Origin of the sequence: Pseudomonas pharyngis, assembly GCF_021602345.1 — a bacterium.
Classification (GTDB): domain Bacteria; phylum Pseudomonadota; class Gammaproteobacteria; order Pseudomonadales; family Pseudomonadaceae; genus Aquipseudomonas; species Aquipseudomonas pharyngis.
Genome location: NZ_BQID01000014.1, coordinates 26,532 through 43,259 on the forward strand (window position 1 = coordinate 26,532; position 16,728 = coordinate 43,259).

The window sequence follows — 16,728 nt, forward strand, 5'->3', positions numbered from 1 at the left end:
GGTGATACTTTTTTTGATCTCGGCTGGCTATGAAAGGAACAACCATTCCACCTCGTCCATAGGGTCATCCCTTCATGCTCGTTGCACGACCCTTGCTTGCGGATCGTCTGCTAAAGCCCGTTATGCGCGGCGTGTTGCTCAGCGTTGTGCTGGGCCTGGCCAGCAGCGCCCTCGCCGAGGCAGCCAGGCCGGAGCAGCTGGACGCGGTCACTGTGCGAGCCTACAACATCGGGCCCGGCCCGCTTGGCGTGACCCTCTCGAGCTTTGCCGTGGACGCCGGTATCGCCTTGTCGTTTCAGCCGTCGATCACCGAAGGCCTCGTCAGCCCTGGATTGTCCGGCAGCTACTCGGTGCAGGAAGCGGTGTCTCGACTGCTCGAAGGCAGTGGCCTGGAGATGGTCGCTCGCAGCGACGGGACCTGGACGCTGGTAGTGCGCCGGGTCACGTTGGCGGACACCACGGTCGAAGGCATCGACACGCGCACCGACAGCTTGCCGCCGGTGCTTGCGGGCGGTCAGGTCGCCCGCGGCGGACGCCTTGGCATTCTGGGCAACCGCGATGCGATGGACGCTCCGTTCAGTGTCAGCAGCTACACCTCGACACTGATCAAGGACCAGCAGGCTGTCACCGTCGGCGACTTGCTGGAGCGCGACTCATCGGTGCGTTCCACAGGGCAGACAGGGGGGATTGTCGACTCGTTCTTCATCCGTGGTTTTCCGGTCGGCGAAGGCAACCTCGGTGAACTGGCGTTCGACGGCGTGTACGGCGTGGCCTCCAACTACCGGGTGTTCACCGAGTACGCCGAACGGATCGAACTGGTCAAAGGCCCCGGCGCCCTGCTCTACGGCATGTCGCCCAACAGCGGTGTCGGCGGCGTGATCAACGTGGTACCCAAGCGTTCACTGGACGAAGACCTGACTCGTTTCACCACCAGTTACGCCTTGAATACCCAGCTCGGCGGCCACCTCGATGTCAGCCGACGCTTCGGTGAAGAACGCCGCTTCGGCGTGCGGATCAACAGCAGCGTCCAGCAAGGCGATACGGCTATCGACAAGCAATCCCGAGAGGTCGGTATCGGCGCGATGTCCCTCGACTACCAGGGCGAACGCCTGCGTACCACCCTGGACCTGATCAATCAGAAAGAGAGTTTCGACGCCGCATCCCGCCCCTTCCTGATTGCCTCCGGCGTGGAGATTCCGTCCGCAGCCAACGGCCGCACCAGCGTCAGCCAGGAATGGGGCTGGTCGGAAACCCGCGACAAATCGGCGTTGCTCGGCGGCGAATACGACCTCAACGACAACCTGACAGTGTTCGCCCACGCCGGCGGTGGCCGATCGGATGTCGCGCGCATGTCCGACCAGACGCCGACCATCATCAACGAAGCGGGCGACACCTCGTCGATCCCCGGCTATTACAAATTCGAAGTCCAGCGCTACACCGTCGATGCCGGTGCGCGGCTGCGGTTCGACACCGGGCCGATCAGTCATAGCACGGCGCTACAAGTCACCCGCTACCGCGATAACTTGTCCCGGGGGATTATTTCCGGCCCGGCGATCCTGTCGAACATCTATCACCCGCTCGATCGCCCGAAACCCGCGATCGCCAAGCCGGATACCCCGAAGGTTTCCGAAAGCGAGCTGTCGGGCGTGGCCCTCGCCGACACCCTGTCGGTGCTCGATGAACGCCTCCAGGTCACGCTCGGCGTGCGCCAGCAGAACATCAAGTCGGATAACTACAACACGGCCGGCTCAATCACCACGTCCTACGACAAAAGCAAATCCACGCCGCTGTTCGGGATCGTCGCCAAGCCCTGGGACCATGTCTCGTTCTACTACAACTACGTCGAAGGCCTGAGCAAGGGTGACATCGCGCCGTCCGCCGCTGCCAACGCGGGCGAGATCTTTTCCCCTTATGTGTCGCGCCAGCAGGAAGTCGGGGTCAAGCTCGACTACGGCCGTTTCATGTCCACCATCGCCCTGTTCCAGCTTGAAAAGCCCAGCGGTGAACTGGCATCCGGGGTGTTCTCGGTCAATGGCGAACAGCGCAACCGGGGCGTCGAACTGAACATGGCGGGCGAGATTGCAACAGGCACACGCCTGATCGGGGGAGTGACGCTGCTCGACGGCGAACTGACCCGAACCGGTGTCGCTGCCAACCGTGGCAACAAACCGGTCGGGGTTCCCGAAGTGCAAGCCAACCTCTGGGCCGAATGGGACGTGCCGCAAGTCGAAGGCCTGACATTGACCAGCGGCGCGATCTACACCGGCAGCCAGTACGTCAATCAGGCCAACACCCAACAACTGGACGCCTGGACCCGCTTCGATGTCGGCGCGCGCTACGCCACTCGCATCGCCGAACGGCCGACCACTTTGCGGGCCACCGTGCAGAACGTGTTTGACCGTGAATACTGGTCGGGCGTCGCCTCCTACGGCGCGTTCTCCCAGGGCGCGCCTCGAACCTTATTGCTCTCGGCCACTGTCGATTTCTGAAACGTCCGGCCCGGAGCGGCGCCTGGCGTCGTGGTCCGATCCGGCTTTTGCAAAGGCATACACCATGGTTAATGTTTTTCGCCGCCGCCAGACCTTCGCCGCCCTGCTGATCGCCGGGCTGCTGGGTTTGTCGATTTCTTCCTTGATGCCAAGCCGCGTACAGGCTGGCGAAGCGGATCCGGCACTGGGCACCGTGACTGACTTGCAGGGCCGCACGGTCAAGGTTCACCTGCCGGTGCGCCGGGTCATTCTGGGTGAAGGTCGCCAGCTGTATCTGGTGGCCGCGCTGGATACGCAGAACCCTATCGAACGCATCGTCGGCTGGCGCAAGGATTTGATCCAGTCCGACCCGGACACCTATAACGCCTACCTGCGCAAATTCCCCGACATCGCGAAAATCCCGACCTTCGGCGGTTTCGAGAGCGGCACCTTCGACATCGAGCAGGCGATCTCGCAGAAGCCTGACGTGATCATCCTCAACATCGAAGCGCAGCACGCAACCGAGGATGCCCGCTACATCGAGAAACTCGATGCCCTGGGCATCCCGGTGGTGTACGTCGACTTTCGCAACAACCCCATGCAGAACACCGAGCCGACCATGCGTCTGTTCGGCAAGTTGTTCGGCAAGGAAGAGCGCGCCGAAGCGTTCATCGATTTTCGTAACCAGCAGATCCACCGCGTCACCGACGTGATCGAGAAATACCATCCTGCCCGTCCCAACGTGTTCATCGAGCGCATCGGTGGCTATACCGATGATTGCTGCCTGAGTTTCGGCAACGAGAACTTTGGTCTGTTCGTCGACATGGCCGGTGGCAATAACATCGCCCGTCGGATCATTCCGAGCACCTTCGGGCAACTGAACCCTGAGCAAGTGATCGTCGCCAATCCCGACCATGTGGTGGTTACCAGCGCCGACTGGGAAGCCTTTGCACCGGGGGGCCATTGGGTCGGCGTCGGCCCGGGCGCAGACCTGACCGAAGCCCGGCGCAAACTGGCCTGGTACACCCAGCGCCCGGCCTACGCCGGCATCAAGGCGCAAAACACTCAGGCGTTTCATGCGATCTGGCACCAGTTTTACAACAGCCCTTACCAGTTCGTGGCCATTCAGCAATTGGCCAAATGGTTCCACCCGGAACTGTTCGCCGATCTTGATCCCGATGCGGCATTTCGCGAGATGCACGAGCGCTTCCTGCCGGTGCCGTATGAACCGGGCTATTTCGTCAGCCTGCAAAAAACCGAGGTCAAGCCATGAGTTCGCTGGGCGAAGCACCGATTGTGCAGAGCGTCACCTACCGGCGGCTGGTGCTGCGTAAACGGCTGATTCTGTTGGGGCTGGCCGTGCTGCTGATCTTCAGCGTGTTGCTCGATCTGGCACTGGGCCCGGCCCGTTACAGCCTCAGCGAAGTGCTCGGTGCTTTGTTCTCGCCGGAAACCGCATCGGCACAAGTGCGGGTGGTCATGTGGGACATCCGCCTGCCGGTGGCGTTGATGGCGGTCGCTGTCGGCGCGGCGCTTTCGCTCGCCGGGGCGCAGATGCAGACCATCCTCAACAACCCGCTCGCCAGCCCGTTCACCCTCGGTATTTCGGCGGCGGCCGGTTTCGGCGCAGCGCTGGGGCTGGCCTTCGGCGTGGCGCTGTTTCCGCTGGCGGCGCAATACATGGTGCCGCTCAACGCGTTCATCATGGCAATGCTCTCGGCGCTGTTGATTCACTTCATGAGCATGCGTCGTGGCGTGACCGCCGAAACCATCGTGCTGCTCGGCATCGCCCTGGTGTTTACCTTCAATGCGTTACTGGCGCTGGTGCAGTTTTTCGCCACCGAACAAGCCGTGGCAGCCGTGGTGTTCTGGACCATGGGCAGCCTGACCAAGGCCACATGGCCGAAACTCGGGGTGATCTGCGTGGTGATCCTCATCACCCTGCCGATCTTCGCCAAACGTGCGTGGGCGATGACGGCCCTGCGCCTGGGCGACGACAAGGCTGCGAGTTTCGGCATCAACGTGCGCAGCCTGCGCTTTCAAACGCTGATCATGGTCAGTCTGCTCGCTTCGTTTCCGGTGGCGTTCGTTGGCACGATCGGCTTCATCGGGCTGGTTGGGCCGCACATCGCGCGGATGCTGATCGGCGAGGATCAGCGGTTTTTCCTGCCGGCCTCGTTGCTGACCGGTGCGCTGATCCTGTCCGCCAGTTCGGTGGTCAGCAAGACCCTGATCCCGGGAGCGATATTCCCCATCGGTGTGGTCACGTCACTGATTGGCGTGCCGTTCTTCATTTCTCTGATTCTCAACGGTAAGAAAAACTCATGGTGAAGATCCGGCTCGACAACCTCGGCGCCCGCTACGGTCAGCGCGAGATCATTTCCGGCGTCAGTACCGCAACGTTTACCGGCGGCCAGGTCGTGGCCGTCGTCGGCCCCAACGCGGCAGGCAAATCGACGCTGTTCAAGCGCATGGCCGGGCTGATCGACGGGCCGGGCGAAGTGATTCTGGAAGGCTCGAAAAAAGGCACTCAAGGCATCAGCTACATGCCCCAGGGCTTGAACGCCAGCGCCCGGCTCACGGTGTACGAATCGGTGCTGCTGGCGCGCAAGCAACTGACGCCCAACTGGGCGGTTCACGATGATGAACTGAAACTGGTGGACGAGATTCTCGAAGCGCTCGGGATCACTGAACTGTCGTTTCGCAACCTCGGTGAGCTGAGCGGCGGCCAGCAGCAATTGGTGTCAATCGCCCAGACGCTGGTGCGCGAACCGGAAATCCTGCTGATGGACGAACCCACCAGCGCACTCGACATGCACCGGCAGGTTCAGGTTTTGAACTTCATGAAAGCCCTCGCGCGCCGTCGCGAAGTGATCGTGTTCATCGCCATCCACGACCTGAATCAGGCGCTGCGTTTTGCCGATCAGGTGCTGGTCATCGCGGGTGGCACGGCCCATGGCAGCGGACCCAGCCATGAAGTCATCACCGAGCCGATGCTGCGCACGGTCTACAAGGTCGAGGCGCGGATCGAGCAATGCAGTCGCGGGCAGCACCATATTCTGATCGATGACATTGTTTGAGGGTTGCACCGTCAAACCGCAAACGCAGGGATGCCGAGAGCTATTTCGTGACGGGTAGAAATTTCAGGCAGGCGAAACCGGTCTTGATACGCAATTGTTGGATGGGCTGGACACTTTCCTGATCGCCGACCTTTTTCACTACACCGATCCCGCAGTGATACTGGTCGTACTTGAACACCGGAATGATGCCGGGCTTGGTCTCGCTCCAGAAACCGGTCTTTATGGTGTAGACAGCGCCTTCCTGAGGCGTGAAGGAAAAAGGTATCTGGCACTGAGTACCGCCCACTACATCGCGGTAAGTCAGCACCAGCTCTTTACCGACGGCGACTTTGGACTCGATGAAGTCGCCGTTATAGGAAAGCGGCGTAAAGCCGGCATAACAACTTTTTTCGTTGAACGTCATCGCGTCCAGCGTTGTGCCACGATCATATTTAAGGCGAACGGTCGCAGAAGGCTCATCCGGGCGGGGAAACTCGTACTGTTTGCCCATGAACAGTGACGTGCAACCACTGAGTGCAAACGATCCGGCCAGCAGTGCGCACCAACCGAACTTGTATTTACCGAACATCAATCCTTCCTTAGAACGTTTGAATTAGGGGAACTGCTTGCCACGAAGGCTCAAATTTCCAGCTCTCGTGTCACCGCTTTGTCGGGTGGCAACCCAATAAAATCACGCCATGCCATCAAGGCTTTTTCAAAGGATTCCAGACTGAGAAATTCACAATAATCTTCTTCCATCCGAAAATGGAGCTTCACGCAGTCCTTTGAAAAATCTGCAGCCCAATCTTCACGATCCCAGTGATCGAATTCGACCTTTGACTCCTTCACCGATTTGATCCGCGCCAAACCCACGTCTATCCACTCCAGCGAATGTATGAGCTGGCAGCCGCCATCATCGGTCAGGATGCAGGACAAAAGGCTCGTGCCATCCTCGTTCACGACGTCTGAACTACAGTGCGGAAACAAGTCGCCGAACGCTTCTTCCCAGGAGAATCGCAATTTCATTTATTGGTTCCATGCACCAGAGGAAACTGATCGATAGGGTTCGACACTCACACACCAGCGTCAGAGCAGACTCCACGACACCCCGACATACATCGCCATGCCCTCACCCGGTGTGGAACGTGCGGCGTCCAGTCCTTTATCGTCATAGCCCGGCGTAACTGTAGCGGCGTAGTGCTTGTCGGTCAGGTTGCGCATGTCCAGCCAGGTCTGCCAGTCGCCCTTGGGGGCGTTGTAACCGAGGGTCGCGCCGAAGGTGGCGTAAGGATCGGCGTAATAACTGTTGGCATAATCCACTGCGGTTTTCGAGACCAGTTGCGTGTTGACCGCCGCGAAGAAACCCTGCGGAAAGTCGTAGCGCAGTTCGCCCTGGTAGTAATGCATCGGCAAGCCCGGCAGGCGGTTGTCGCCGAAGCGGTCGTCGTCGCGGTAGTGGAAATCGCTGAAGGTGTAGGCCTGACGCAGGCTCAACTTGCCGCCATCGTTTGCTGACCACAGGTTGCTGTTCAGGCTGGCTTCAATACCTTGGTGCACGGTCGGGCTGGCGTTGAGTTCGTAAGGCGTGGTCGCGTTGGCGTCCGGCAATACCGAGAGCAATTCGTGGCGCACCTGAGCGTAGTACCAGGCCAGGCTCCATTCACCGAGCGCACTGTCGCCACGGCCGCCGAGTTCCAGGGTGGTCGCGGTCTGATTCTGCAGCTTGACCGGGTCGCGCTGGGTGCCGGTGGCGGCGCCGCTGCCGGCCGGGAACCGTACGTTGGAGCTGTAGATCAGCGACCACGGATGCGGCGCTTCGACCGAACGGCTCAGGTTGCCGAACAGTTGCAGGTCCGGCGTCACCTGATAGCGCAGGCCCAGGCGCGGCGCGTAATCCCAGTCGCCGAGGCTGGTTTTGCCGCCACCTTCCGGGTAGGTCACGGCGCTTTCGCGGCGGGTGTAGATCGCGGCGAGGCCGGTGGTCAGCCACAGGTCATCGGCGATTTCCAGGTCGTTGCCCACGTGCAGGACAGAATCCGAGCCCTGATAACTGAAGTTGCGCATGTGGGTGCCCGGCGCGTAACCGGCGGTGTTGCCGGTGGGAGTCCGCACCAGTTCGCTGGCACCGTCATTGGGCAGGTGCTTGGTGACTCGCAGGCCCACGGTGCTGTTGCTCTCCATCCCCCAGAGCGTGTCGCGGCGCTTGTAGTCGAACGTGCCGCTGACATCGGTGTAGGCGACCTTCAGGCGATTGGGGCCTTCGCGCAGGTCCATCGGGTAATCGTGATAGACCAGACCGGTCTGAATGCTCGAATCGTCGTCGATGTAGTACGTGGTCTTGTTGCCGATGAAGGTGCTGCCGGGCTGGTCGCGGCTGTCGTTGCGCGTCACGTACGCCGGGTTGGCTGCGCGCGGATCGTGCTCGATGGAATGTTTGGTCACCCGCCCGGCGAGGTCGTTGTCGGTCTCGCGGTGACGGATGTAGAAGCGGGTTTCCAGATTCGGATTGAAGCGATAGCCGAAGTTGGCGATCACACCCTGGCTCTTGCTCGCGGTGTGATCCTGATAACCGTCGGAATGCGCGTTGGTCATCGACAGGTAGTAATCGAAATCGCCCAGCACCTGGCCGGAGCTGACTTGTCGCTGAGTGTAACCGTGGCTGCCCATGACGTACCGCACATTCAGCAGCGGCGCGTTGTAGCCCGTGTGGCTGACGTAATCGACGGCGCCGCCAAGGGCCAGCGCACCGCGATCAAAACCGTTGGCACCGCGTAGCACTTCCACATGATCCAGCCACAGCGGCTCCAGCAGTTCATAAGGCGTGCCGCCCGGGCCGGTCAGCGGCAGGCCGTCGAGCATCGTGTACAGCCCCGAGGCGTGGGCGCCGGGAGCGCGATTGATGCCCGAGCCACGGATCGAGATTTTCGTCCCTTCGTTGCCCGCTGACTGGGCATAGACACCCGGTTGATACGCCAGCACGTCCTGATTGCTCGCGACCCGGCCCTGCAATGGCTGGCGCATATCGACCACGTTGCTGCCACCCGGCACCTGGGCCAGACGAGCCTTCGCCTCTTCCACCGACAGATCGTCACCGCTCTGATCCTCGGCCCCGATCAGCACTTGCCCCAGTTCCAGCCCCTGGGATTGCGCCTTGACCGGACAGACAAGGGCCAGCCCCAGCAAGGCGGCGGGCAGGGTTTTGAGCGAAGGCATCGGGTGAACTCCAGACAGGCGGGAACGGGCAGTGACAACTGCGACGCATGAAAGAACGAAGGAAACACATGGCGATTTGGTTTTTTGTCAGGTAAACAGGCCTGTGGTTTTCCAACAGCAATCAAACAAGGGAGCGTCTGAGGTGGCTGAAGAAGTGCTGAAGTCCAGGCTGGCCAATTTTCTCGTGCCCGGCGGACTCTGGGTGGGTGGGAAAGTGGTGATCACGCCGTCCGGGATTCGTATGAGTGCCAATGCCATGAACCGCGCGGTGCCCGGCGGAGTTCTGGACGTTGAAGTCCCGATAGCCACGATTCGCAAGGTCACTCTGGAGGGGGGATTCATTACCCGGATCGTCAGTCTGGAGACCGACAACGGTTACGTTTACTTCCGTTGTTTCGGAGCGAAGGCAATGGCCGGGCTGATCACAAAACTGTACGTCGCACACACGCTGAAACGAGCGGGCTGATCGCCCACCGAAACCCGCTCATCACTCTGTCGCCTGCCGGTACTGACGCGGGGTGAAACCGGTCGACGCCTTGAACTGGCGGGTGAACGCGCTGTGATCGGTGTAGCCGCATTGCAGCGCCACCTCGGTGATCGGCAGTTCGGTATGCAACAAGCGATGGGCATGTTCCAGCCGCACTTTCTGAATCATCTGCCTCGGCGTAAGGTGAAAGACCCGTTTGCAGTAGCGCTCCAGCTGCGCCACCGAAATGCCGGCGATCCGGGTCAGCTCGCCCAGCGTCACCCGACGATTGAAATGCGCGCGGATGTGTTCGTCGACCGCCGCCAGGCGCTGAAACGCCGGGTGGGTTTCGCTGGCCGATTGCAGGTCCACCGAAATCCCCGCGAGGCCGATGATATCGCCGTCGCGGTTGTACAGCGGACGCTTGTGCGTCAGGCACCAGCCCGGTTCGCGACTGCCGTACAGATGCAACTCCAGCTGATCCTCCAGCACCAATCCCTCTTCCAGCACCCGCCGATCCTGCTCGGTATAACCCGGCCCCAGTTGCGCCGGAAACACCTGCGCACTGGTTTTGCCGAGTAGCGGTTTCAGGTCTTTCAGGCCGCAGCGCTGCACCAGCGTGCGATTGGCCAGGACGTACCGCGCCTGCACGTCCTTGATGAAGATCGCCGCGTTCGGAATCACGTCGAGCATCGGCAACAGCGGCGCCACTCCCGCCAGCAGCGCCTCGAGGGTGTAGGGACGATTGTGCGCATCGCCCTGGCTCAGGATCGCAAATGCGTTCTGCATGGTGACGGTTTTCCCCGGTGAGTGGAACGGGCTGAGGCGTTCGCGTGCAGATTGCAGCAACGTTCGAAGCGTGTCGAGCGCCGCTGGCTTTCTTCGCAACTGTGCCGAATTCGTCATCCGGAGCTGCGCAAAACATCAATCGCCCGACGCCCGATGAGTTCACTGTTTAGCCGTTCCAGTGACTCATACCTGCCTATCCAATAACTCACAAGAAGGCGATGCCATGTCAGGCCAAGGCAAGTTCAAAAAACAACTTTCATTGATCGACCTCACCTTTATCGGACTGGGGGCGATCTTCGGTTCCGGCTGGTTGTTCGCGGCCAGTCACGTGTCGGCGATTGCCGGGCCGGCGGGGATTTTTTCCTGGTTGCTGGGCGGGTTCGCCGTGTTGCTGCTGGGCATCGTCTACTGCGAACTGGGCGCGGCATTACCCCGCGCTGGCGGTGTGGTGCGCTACCCGGTTTACAGCCACGGGCCGCTGCTCGGTTACCTGATGGGTTTTATTACGCTGATCGCGTTTTCCAGTCTGGTGGCGATCGAGGTGGTCGCTTCGCGCCAATACGCGGCAGCCTGGTTTCCGAGCCTGACCAAGGCCGGCAGCGGTGATCCGACCCTGCTCGGCTGGCTGGTGCAGTTCGGCCTGCTGTGCGTGTTCTTCCTGCTCAACTACCGCAGCGTGAAGACCTTCGCCAAGGCCAACAATCTGGTCAGCGTGTTCAAGTTCATCGTGCCGCTGCTGGTGATCGGCGTGCTGTTCACCTTCTTCAAACCGGAAAACTTTCAGGTTCAGGGCTTCGCCCCATTCGGACTCTCGGGTATCGAGATGGCCGTCTCCGCCGGCGGTGTGATCTTCGCCTATCTGGGACTGACCCCGATCATTTCGGTGGCCAGCGAAGTGAAGAACCCGCAACGCACCATCCCGATTGCGCTGATCCTGTCGGTGCTGCTGTCCACCGCGATCTACGTATTGCTGCAAACGGCCTTCCTCGGCGGCATCCCGACCGAACTGCTCGCCAATGGCTGGGCCGGGGTTTCCAAGGAGTTCGCCCTGCCGTATCGCGACATCGCCCTGGCACTGGGCGTGGGCTGGCTGGCGTATCTGGTCGTCGCGGACGCGGTGATCTCCCCCAGCGGCTGCGGCAACATCTACATGAACGCCACCCCTCGGGTGATCTACGGCTGGGCGCAGACCGGCACCTTCTTCAAGGTCTTCACCCACATCGACGCGAAGTCCGGCATCCCGCGTCCGGCGTTGTGGCTGACCTTCGCCCTGTCGGTATTCTGGACCCTGCCATTCCCGTCCTGGGAAGCGCTGATCAACGTGGTGTCCGCCGCGCTGGTGCTGAGCTATGCCGTCGCCCCGGTGACCGTCGCCGCGCTGCGTCGCAATGCCCCCGACATGCCACGCCCGTTCCGGGTCAAGTGCATGAGCGTGCTGGGGCCGGTGTCGTTCATCATCGCTGCGCTGATCGTTTACTGGTCGGGCTGGAACACCGTGTCCTGGCTGCTCGGCCTGCAAATCCTGATGTTCGTCGTCTACCTGCTCTGCGGCCGCTTCGTGCCGACCGCCCACCTCAGCCTATCCCGCCAAGTGCGCTCGTCCGCGTGGCTGATCGCCTTCTACGCCGTGACCATCGTCCTGTCGAAACTCGGCACCTTCGGCGGCCTGGGCGTCCTCACCCATCCGTTCGACACCCTGGTCGTCGCAGCCTGTGCGATGGGCATCTATTACTGGGGCGCCGCCACCGGCGTACCGGCACACCTGCTGCGTCTGGAATCGGAAGAGGATGAAAGCGAAGTCGCTTCGCCGTCCCCCGCCTACGCCGCCAATCCTCGCGCTGCCGGCGCTTACTGAAATCACTCAACGGGACCTGTCCATGAAACGAGTACACGTCATTGATTCCCACACCGGCGGCGAACCCACGCGTCTGGTGATGAAAGGTTTTCCCGATCTGCCCGGGCGCACCATGGCCGAGAAGCGCGATGCCCTGCGCAATCAGCATGACCAGTGGCGCCGCGCCTGCCTGCTGGAACCGCGTGGCAACGATGTGCTGGTGGGCGCGCTGTATTGCGAGCCGGTGTCGCCGGACGCCACCTGCGGGGTGATTTTCTTCAACAATGCCGGTTACCTCGGCATGTGCGGCCACGGCACCATCGGCCTCGTTGCATCGTTGCAGCACCTGGGGCTGATCGCACCGGGGGTGCACAAGATCGACACGCCGGTCGGCCCGGTCAGCGCAACGTTGCATGAAGACGGCGCCGTAACGCTCGGCAACGTGCCCGCCTATCGCTCACGCAAGCAGGTGGCGGTGGAAGTGCCGGGATACGGTCGCTTCCTCGGTGACGTGGCCTACGGCGGAAACTGGTTTTTCCTGGTCTCCGAACACGGCCAGACACTGACGATGGACAACGTCGATACCCTGACCGACCTCACCTGGAAAATGCTCAGGGCCCTCGAAGAGCAAGGCATCCATGGCGAGGACGGCGCGCTCATCGACCACATCGAACTGTTCGCCGATGACGCCGAGGCCGACAGCCGCAATTTCGTGATGTGCCCCGGCAAGGCTTACGACCGCTCCCCTTGCGGCACCGGCACCAGCGCCAAACTGGCGTGCCTGGCCGCCGACGAAAAACTCGCGCCCGGCGAGCGCTGGGTGCAGGCGAGCATCACCGGCAGCCAGTTCGAAAGCCGCTTTGAATGGGAAGGCGAGCGCATCCGCCCCTACATCACCGGCCGCGCCCACATGACCGCCGACAGCACGCTGCTGATCGACGAAACCGATCCGTTCGCGTGGGGCATCTGAGCCGCTGCGCTGCACTTCAAACCCCTCTGAATGACCGTTCCAAGGAGAACAATAATGAGCGACAACATCTTCACCGGCTGCATGCCCGCCCTGATGACCCCGTGCACCGCCGCGCGCAAACCGGACTTCGACGCCTTGGTGGCCAAGGGTCGCGAGCTGATCGACATCGGCATGAGCGCGGTCGTGTATTGCGGCTCCATGGGCGACTGGCCGCTACTCACCGAAGCCGAGCGTCAGGAAGGCGTGGCGCGGCTGGTGGCCGCCGGGATTCCGACCATCGTCGGCACCGGCGCGGTCAACACCCGTGAAGCAGTGTCCCACGCTGCACACGCGGCGAAAGTCGGCGCGCAGGGCTTGATGGTGATTCCTCGGGTGCTGTCCCGTGGCGCTTCGGCGGCGGCGCAAAAAGCCCACTTCGCGGCAATTCTGCAAGCCGCGCCGAACCTGCCGGCGGTGATCTACAACAGCCCTTACTACGGCTTCGCCACCCGCGCCGATCTGTTCTTCGAGCTGCGCCGTGAATACCCGAACCTGATCGGTTTCAAGGAATTCGGCGGTGGCGCCGATCTGCGCTACGCCGCTGAAAACATCACCTCCAAGGATGATGACGTGACCCTGATGGTCGGTGTCGACACCCAGGTCGTGCACGGTTTCGTCAACTGCAACGCCACCGGCGCCATCACCGGCATCGGCAACGCCCTGCCCCGCGAAGTGCTGCAACTGGTGGCCCTGAGCAAGCAGGCCGCCAAGGGGGACGCCAAGGCCCGGCGTCAGGCCCGCGAGCTGGAATCAGCGTTGGCGGTGCTGTCGTCCTTCGACGAAGGCACGGATCTGGTGCTGTATTACAAACACCTGATGGTGCTCAACGGCGACAAGGAATACACCCTGCATTTCAACGAAACCGATGCCCTCAGCGACTCACAGCGTCGTTACGCAGAAGCCCAGTACGCGCTGTTCCGTCACTGGTACGAAAACTGGTCGGCGGAGCAAAACTTCGCCTGACCTGCCGCTGCGCTCAAGCCCGCCGCCACCCACGGCGGCGGGCCTTATTCGTGACCTGCTTTATTGATAAGGAATGCGCCATGACCCTGACGGGCCAACTGCTGATCGGTCAGCAAACCCTCACCGGCGACCGCGACGTCATCCACGGGATCAACCCCGCCACCAACTTGCCTTTGGAGCCGGGCTACGCCGGCGGCTCTGCCGAACATGTCGAGCAGGCCTGCGCACTGGCCTGGGCGGCGCTCGACCGTTATCGCGAGACATCGCTCGAGGCACGGGCCAAGTTCATTGAAACCATCGCGAGCGAAATCGAAGCCCTCGGCGACGAACTGATCGACCGCGCCCTGGCCGAAACCGGCCTGCCACGCCCACGCCTGCTGGGTGAGCGAGGCCGCACCTGCCAGCAACTGCGCTTGTTTGCCCGCACCGTACGGGCCGGTGAATGGCTGGATGTGCGAGTCGACACCGCGCAACCGCAGCGCCAGCCGATGCCGCGTTCGGATCTGCGTCAGCGGCAGATTCCACTGGGCCCTGTGGCCGTGTTTGGCGCGAGCAACTTCCCACTGGCGTTCTCGGTAGCCGGTGGCGATAACGCTTCGGCACTGGCCGCCGGTTGCCCGGTGATCGTCAAGGCCCACGGCGCGCACCCCGGCACCAGCGAACTGGTTGGCCGCGCCGTTGCGCGGGCGGTCAAGGCCTGTGATTTGCCGGAAGGTGTGTTCTCGTTGTTGTACGGCTCCGGTCGTGAAGTGGGGATCGCGCTGGTCAGCGATCCACGGATCAAGGCCGTCGGTTTCACCGGTTCGCGCAGTGGCGGGCTCGCGCTGATTAAAGCGGCACAAGCCCGGCCAGAGCCGATTCCGGTGTACGCGGAAATGAGTTCGATCAACCCGGTTTTGCTGTTTCCGGCAGCGTTGCAAAATCGCGCCGAGGCGTTGGCCCAAGGGTTTGTGGCTTCGCTGACGCTGGGCGCCGGTCAGTTCTGCACCAATCCCGGCTTAGTGCTCGCCCGTAAGGGGCCGGCGTTGGACGCCTTTATTGCAGCCACCAGTGAACTGATCCAGCGCAGCCCCGCGCAGACCATGCTGACGCCGGGAATTTTCAATGCCTACGAATCCAGCGTGAATGCCCTCGCGGAAAACCACCGAGCGCGTATTGCCGCCGTCGGCCAGCGCGCGACGGAACCGAATCAGGGCCAGGCTCATGTGTTCATCACCGACGCCGCCGACTTCCTCGCCGATCATTCGTTGCAGGCCGAAGCCTTCGGCGCCGCGTCCGTGATCGTGCAATGCGCCAGCGACGCTGAAATCCGTCATGTGCTCGAACAGCTGGAAGGCCAACTGACCGCCACGCTGCATCTCGATGACGAGGATCTGCAACAGGCCCGCGCATTTCTGCCAACCCTGGAGCGCAAGGCCGGGCGCCTGCTGGTCAACGGCTGGCCGACCGGCGTTGAAGTCTGCGACGCGATGGTGCACGGCGGGCCGTTCCCGGCGACTTCCGATTCACGCACTACGTCGGTGGGCACGGCGGCGATCCTGCGTTTCCTGCGCCCGGTCTGCTATCAGGATTTTCCCGACAGCTTGCTGCCGATCGCGCTCAAACACGCCAATCCACTGTCGCTGCGTCGCTTGCTCGATGGCCAAAGGGAAACCGCGAAAAATGCCGAATAACCCGCACGACATCGCCGTGGTCGGCGCCGGCATCATCGGCGTCGCGAGTGCCCTGCGCCTTGCCCGTCAGGGTTTGCGGGTGGTGGTGATCGACCCGCAGGAACCGGGCCACGGCGCCTCGTTCGGCAACGCCGGGCATCTGGCGACCGAGCAAGTGTTCCCGATTGCCGACAGCTCGATCCTCAAGCGCCTGCCGGCCATGCTCATGGACCCGATGGGGCCACTGCGCCTGGACTGGAAATACCTGCCCCGCGCCCTGCCCTGGTTTACGCGGCTATTGCTGAACCTGCGCTCGGCGCCGTTCCAGCGCACTGTTGCCGGATTGCGCGCGCTGAATGAAAGCTCGCTGGGTGCCTGGCACCGCTCGCTGAATGACATTCAGCGCCCCGAGCTGTTGAAGATGGAAGGCTCGCTGCTGGTGTTCGAACGACCCGGCTCACGCCCGGCACTCGAAGCACTGCAGCGACGCATGCAACAGCAACAAGTGCCAGTCGATTGGTGGCAGGCCGGAGCGGTACGCGAGACCGCGCCGCAACTCAGCGAACAGATTCAGGGCGGACTGTTTTTCCCGAACACCGGGCATTTCATCGACCCCTACCGCGTCGTGCGTGAGTTGGTGGAAGCGGCGAAAGCCAGCGGCGTGCAGTTTGTGAAGCAGGCGGTTCAGGGCGGAAAACTGCACGAGCATGGCGTCAATCTGATGACCGGAAGCGGCACCCTGTCCGCTCGCCAGGTACTGATCGCCTGCGGCGCCCACTCGGCAAAACTCACCGCTGCACTGACCGGCAAAAAAGTCCCGCTGGACACCGAGCGCGGCTACCACCTCATGCTGCCTCACGAACATAACCGACTGCCCTTCCCCGTCACCTCGCTGGAACGCAAATTCATCATGACCCCGATGTCCGACGGGCTGCGCCTGGCCGGCACCGTCGAATTCGCCGGCCTCGAAACCCCACCCACCATGGCCCGCGCCTGGCAGTTGCATCGGTTGAGCAAGGGCTTGTTTCGTGATGAGTTGAGTGTCGAAGCAGCCACACCGTGGATGGGGTTTCGGCCGTCGCTGCCGGACTCGCTGCCGGTGATCGATCGGGTGTGTGACGGGAGGGTGTTGCTTGCGTTCGGGCATCAGCATCTGGGGCTGACGCAGGCGGCGGTGACGGCGGAGATGGTTGAAGAGATGGTTTCACCATCGGCGCAGGACACGGCGCGCATTCTGCCGGTGCGCGAGCCCTATCGACTGGATCGCTTTTGAGT

The 16,728-nt window shown here is 62.1% G+C and carries 14 protein-coding genes; 10 read left to right on the forward strand and 4 right to left on the reverse strand.

What is annotated here, in order from left to right; genetic code table 11:
• Positions 1-74: 74 nt before the first annotated feature.
• From L6D74_RS24030 to L6D74_RS24045, 4 genes are all read left to right on the forward strand, one after another.
• Positions 75-2,489, forward strand: coding sequence for a TonB-dependent receptor (locus tag L6D74_RS24030; RefSeq protein WP_236190723.1), 2,415 nt, complete (start codon positions 75-77; stop codon positions 2,487-2,489).
• 64 nt (positions 2,490-2,553) lie between these two features.
• On the forward strand, positions 2,554-3,741 hold the full coding sequence (locus tag L6D74_RS24035) for an ABC transporter substrate-binding protein (protein ID WP_085667219.1): 1,188 nt from the start codon (positions 2,554-2,556) through the stop codon (positions 3,739-3,741).
• The gene (locus L6D74_RS24040) at positions 3,738-4,799 is read left to right on the forward strand and encodes a FecCD family ABC transporter permease (RefSeq protein ID WP_064595757.1); all 1,062 of its coding nucleotides are present in this window, start codon (positions 3,738-3,740) and stop codon (positions 4,797-4,799) included. Before L6D74_RS24035 ends, L6D74_RS24040 begins: the two co-directional genes overlap by 4 nt.
• Positions 4,793-5,548: an ABC transporter ATP-binding protein gene (locus tag L6D74_RS24045; RefSeq protein ID WP_085649118.1), complete on the forward strand. Its 756-nt coding sequence runs from the start codon at positions 4,793-4,795 to the stop codon at positions 5,546-5,548. Before L6D74_RS24040 ends, L6D74_RS24045 begins: the two co-directional genes overlap by 7 nt.
• Positions 5,549-5,588: 40 nt before the next feature.
• Here the strand turns inward: L6D74_RS24045 and L6D74_RS24050 are convergent, their stop codons facing one another.
• The 3 genes from L6D74_RS24050 to L6D74_RS24060 are packed head-to-tail and all read right to left on the reverse strand — an operon-like array spanning position 5,589 to position 8,740.
• Positions 5,589-6,116, reverse strand: a complete 528-nt coding sequence (locus L6D74_RS24050) for a hypothetical protein (protein ID WP_236190725.1) — start codon at positions 6,114-6,116, stop codon at positions 5,589-5,591.
• Between the two features lie 50 nt (positions 6,117-6,166).
• On the reverse strand, positions 6,167-6,553 hold the full coding sequence (locus L6D74_RS24055) for a hypothetical protein (protein ID WP_236190726.1): 387 nt from the start codon (positions 6,551-6,553) through the stop codon (positions 6,167-6,169).
• A 60-nt stretch (positions 6,554-6,613) separates the two neighbouring features.
• Positions 6,614-8,740 carry a TonB-dependent receptor family protein gene (locus tag L6D74_RS24060; RefSeq protein WP_236190727.1) on the reverse strand — a complete coding sequence of 709 codons (2,127 nt, stop codon included), beginning with the start codon at positions 8,738-8,740 and terminating at the stop codon, positions 6,614-6,616.
• 142 nt (positions 8,741-8,882) lie between these two features.
• Between L6D74_RS24060 and L6D74_RS24065 the strand changes: the two genes are divergently transcribed.
• Positions 8,883-9,206, forward strand: a complete 324-nt coding sequence (locus L6D74_RS24065; RefSeq protein WP_082934460.1) for a hypothetical protein — start codon at positions 8,883-8,885, stop codon at positions 9,204-9,206.
• Between the two features lie 21 nt (positions 9,207-9,227).
• On the opposite strand, the gene L6D74_RS24070 is transcribed toward L6D74_RS24065, so the two are convergent.
• Complete coding sequence (locus tag L6D74_RS24070) at positions 9,228-9,995, reverse strand: AraC family transcriptional regulator (RefSeq protein ID WP_236190728.1); 768 nt, start codon at positions 9,993-9,995, stop codon at positions 9,228-9,230.
• Between the two features lie 223 nt (positions 9,996-10,218).
• On the opposite strand from L6D74_RS24070, the gene L6D74_RS24075 reads away from it, so the two are divergent.
• From L6D74_RS24075 to L6D74_RS24095, 5 genes are all read left to right on the forward strand, one after another.
• Positions 10,219-11,850: an APC family permease gene (locus tag L6D74_RS24075; protein WP_236190729.1), complete on the forward strand. Its 1,632-nt coding sequence runs from the start codon at positions 10,219-10,221 to the stop codon at positions 11,848-11,850.
• 22 nt (positions 11,851-11,872) lie between these two features.
• A complete protein-coding gene (locus L6D74_RS24080; RefSeq protein ID WP_236190730.1) occupies positions 11,873-12,799 on the forward strand; it encodes a 4-hydroxyproline epimerase in 927 nt (308 codons plus the stop codon).
• Between the two features lie 54 nt (positions 12,800-12,853).
• Positions 12,854-13,801: a dihydrodipicolinate synthase family protein gene (locus tag L6D74_RS24085; protein WP_085649123.1), complete on the forward strand. Its 948-nt coding sequence runs from the start codon at positions 12,854-12,856 to the stop codon at positions 13,799-13,801.
• 80 nt (positions 13,802-13,881) lie between these two features.
• Positions 13,882-15,474: an aldehyde dehydrogenase (NADP(+)) gene (locus tag L6D74_RS24090; protein ID WP_236190731.1), complete on the forward strand. Its 1,593-nt coding sequence runs from the start codon at positions 13,882-13,884 to the stop codon at positions 15,472-15,474.
• Positions 15,464-16,726 (forward strand): NAD(P)/FAD-dependent oxidoreductase, encoded by a 1,263-nt coding sequence (locus L6D74_RS24095; RefSeq protein WP_236190732.1) that lies wholly within the window; start codon positions 15,464-15,466, stop codon positions 16,724-16,726. Before L6D74_RS24090 ends, L6D74_RS24095 begins: the two co-directional genes overlap by 11 nt.
• The last annotated feature ends 2 nt before the right edge of the window (positions 16,727-16,728 follow it).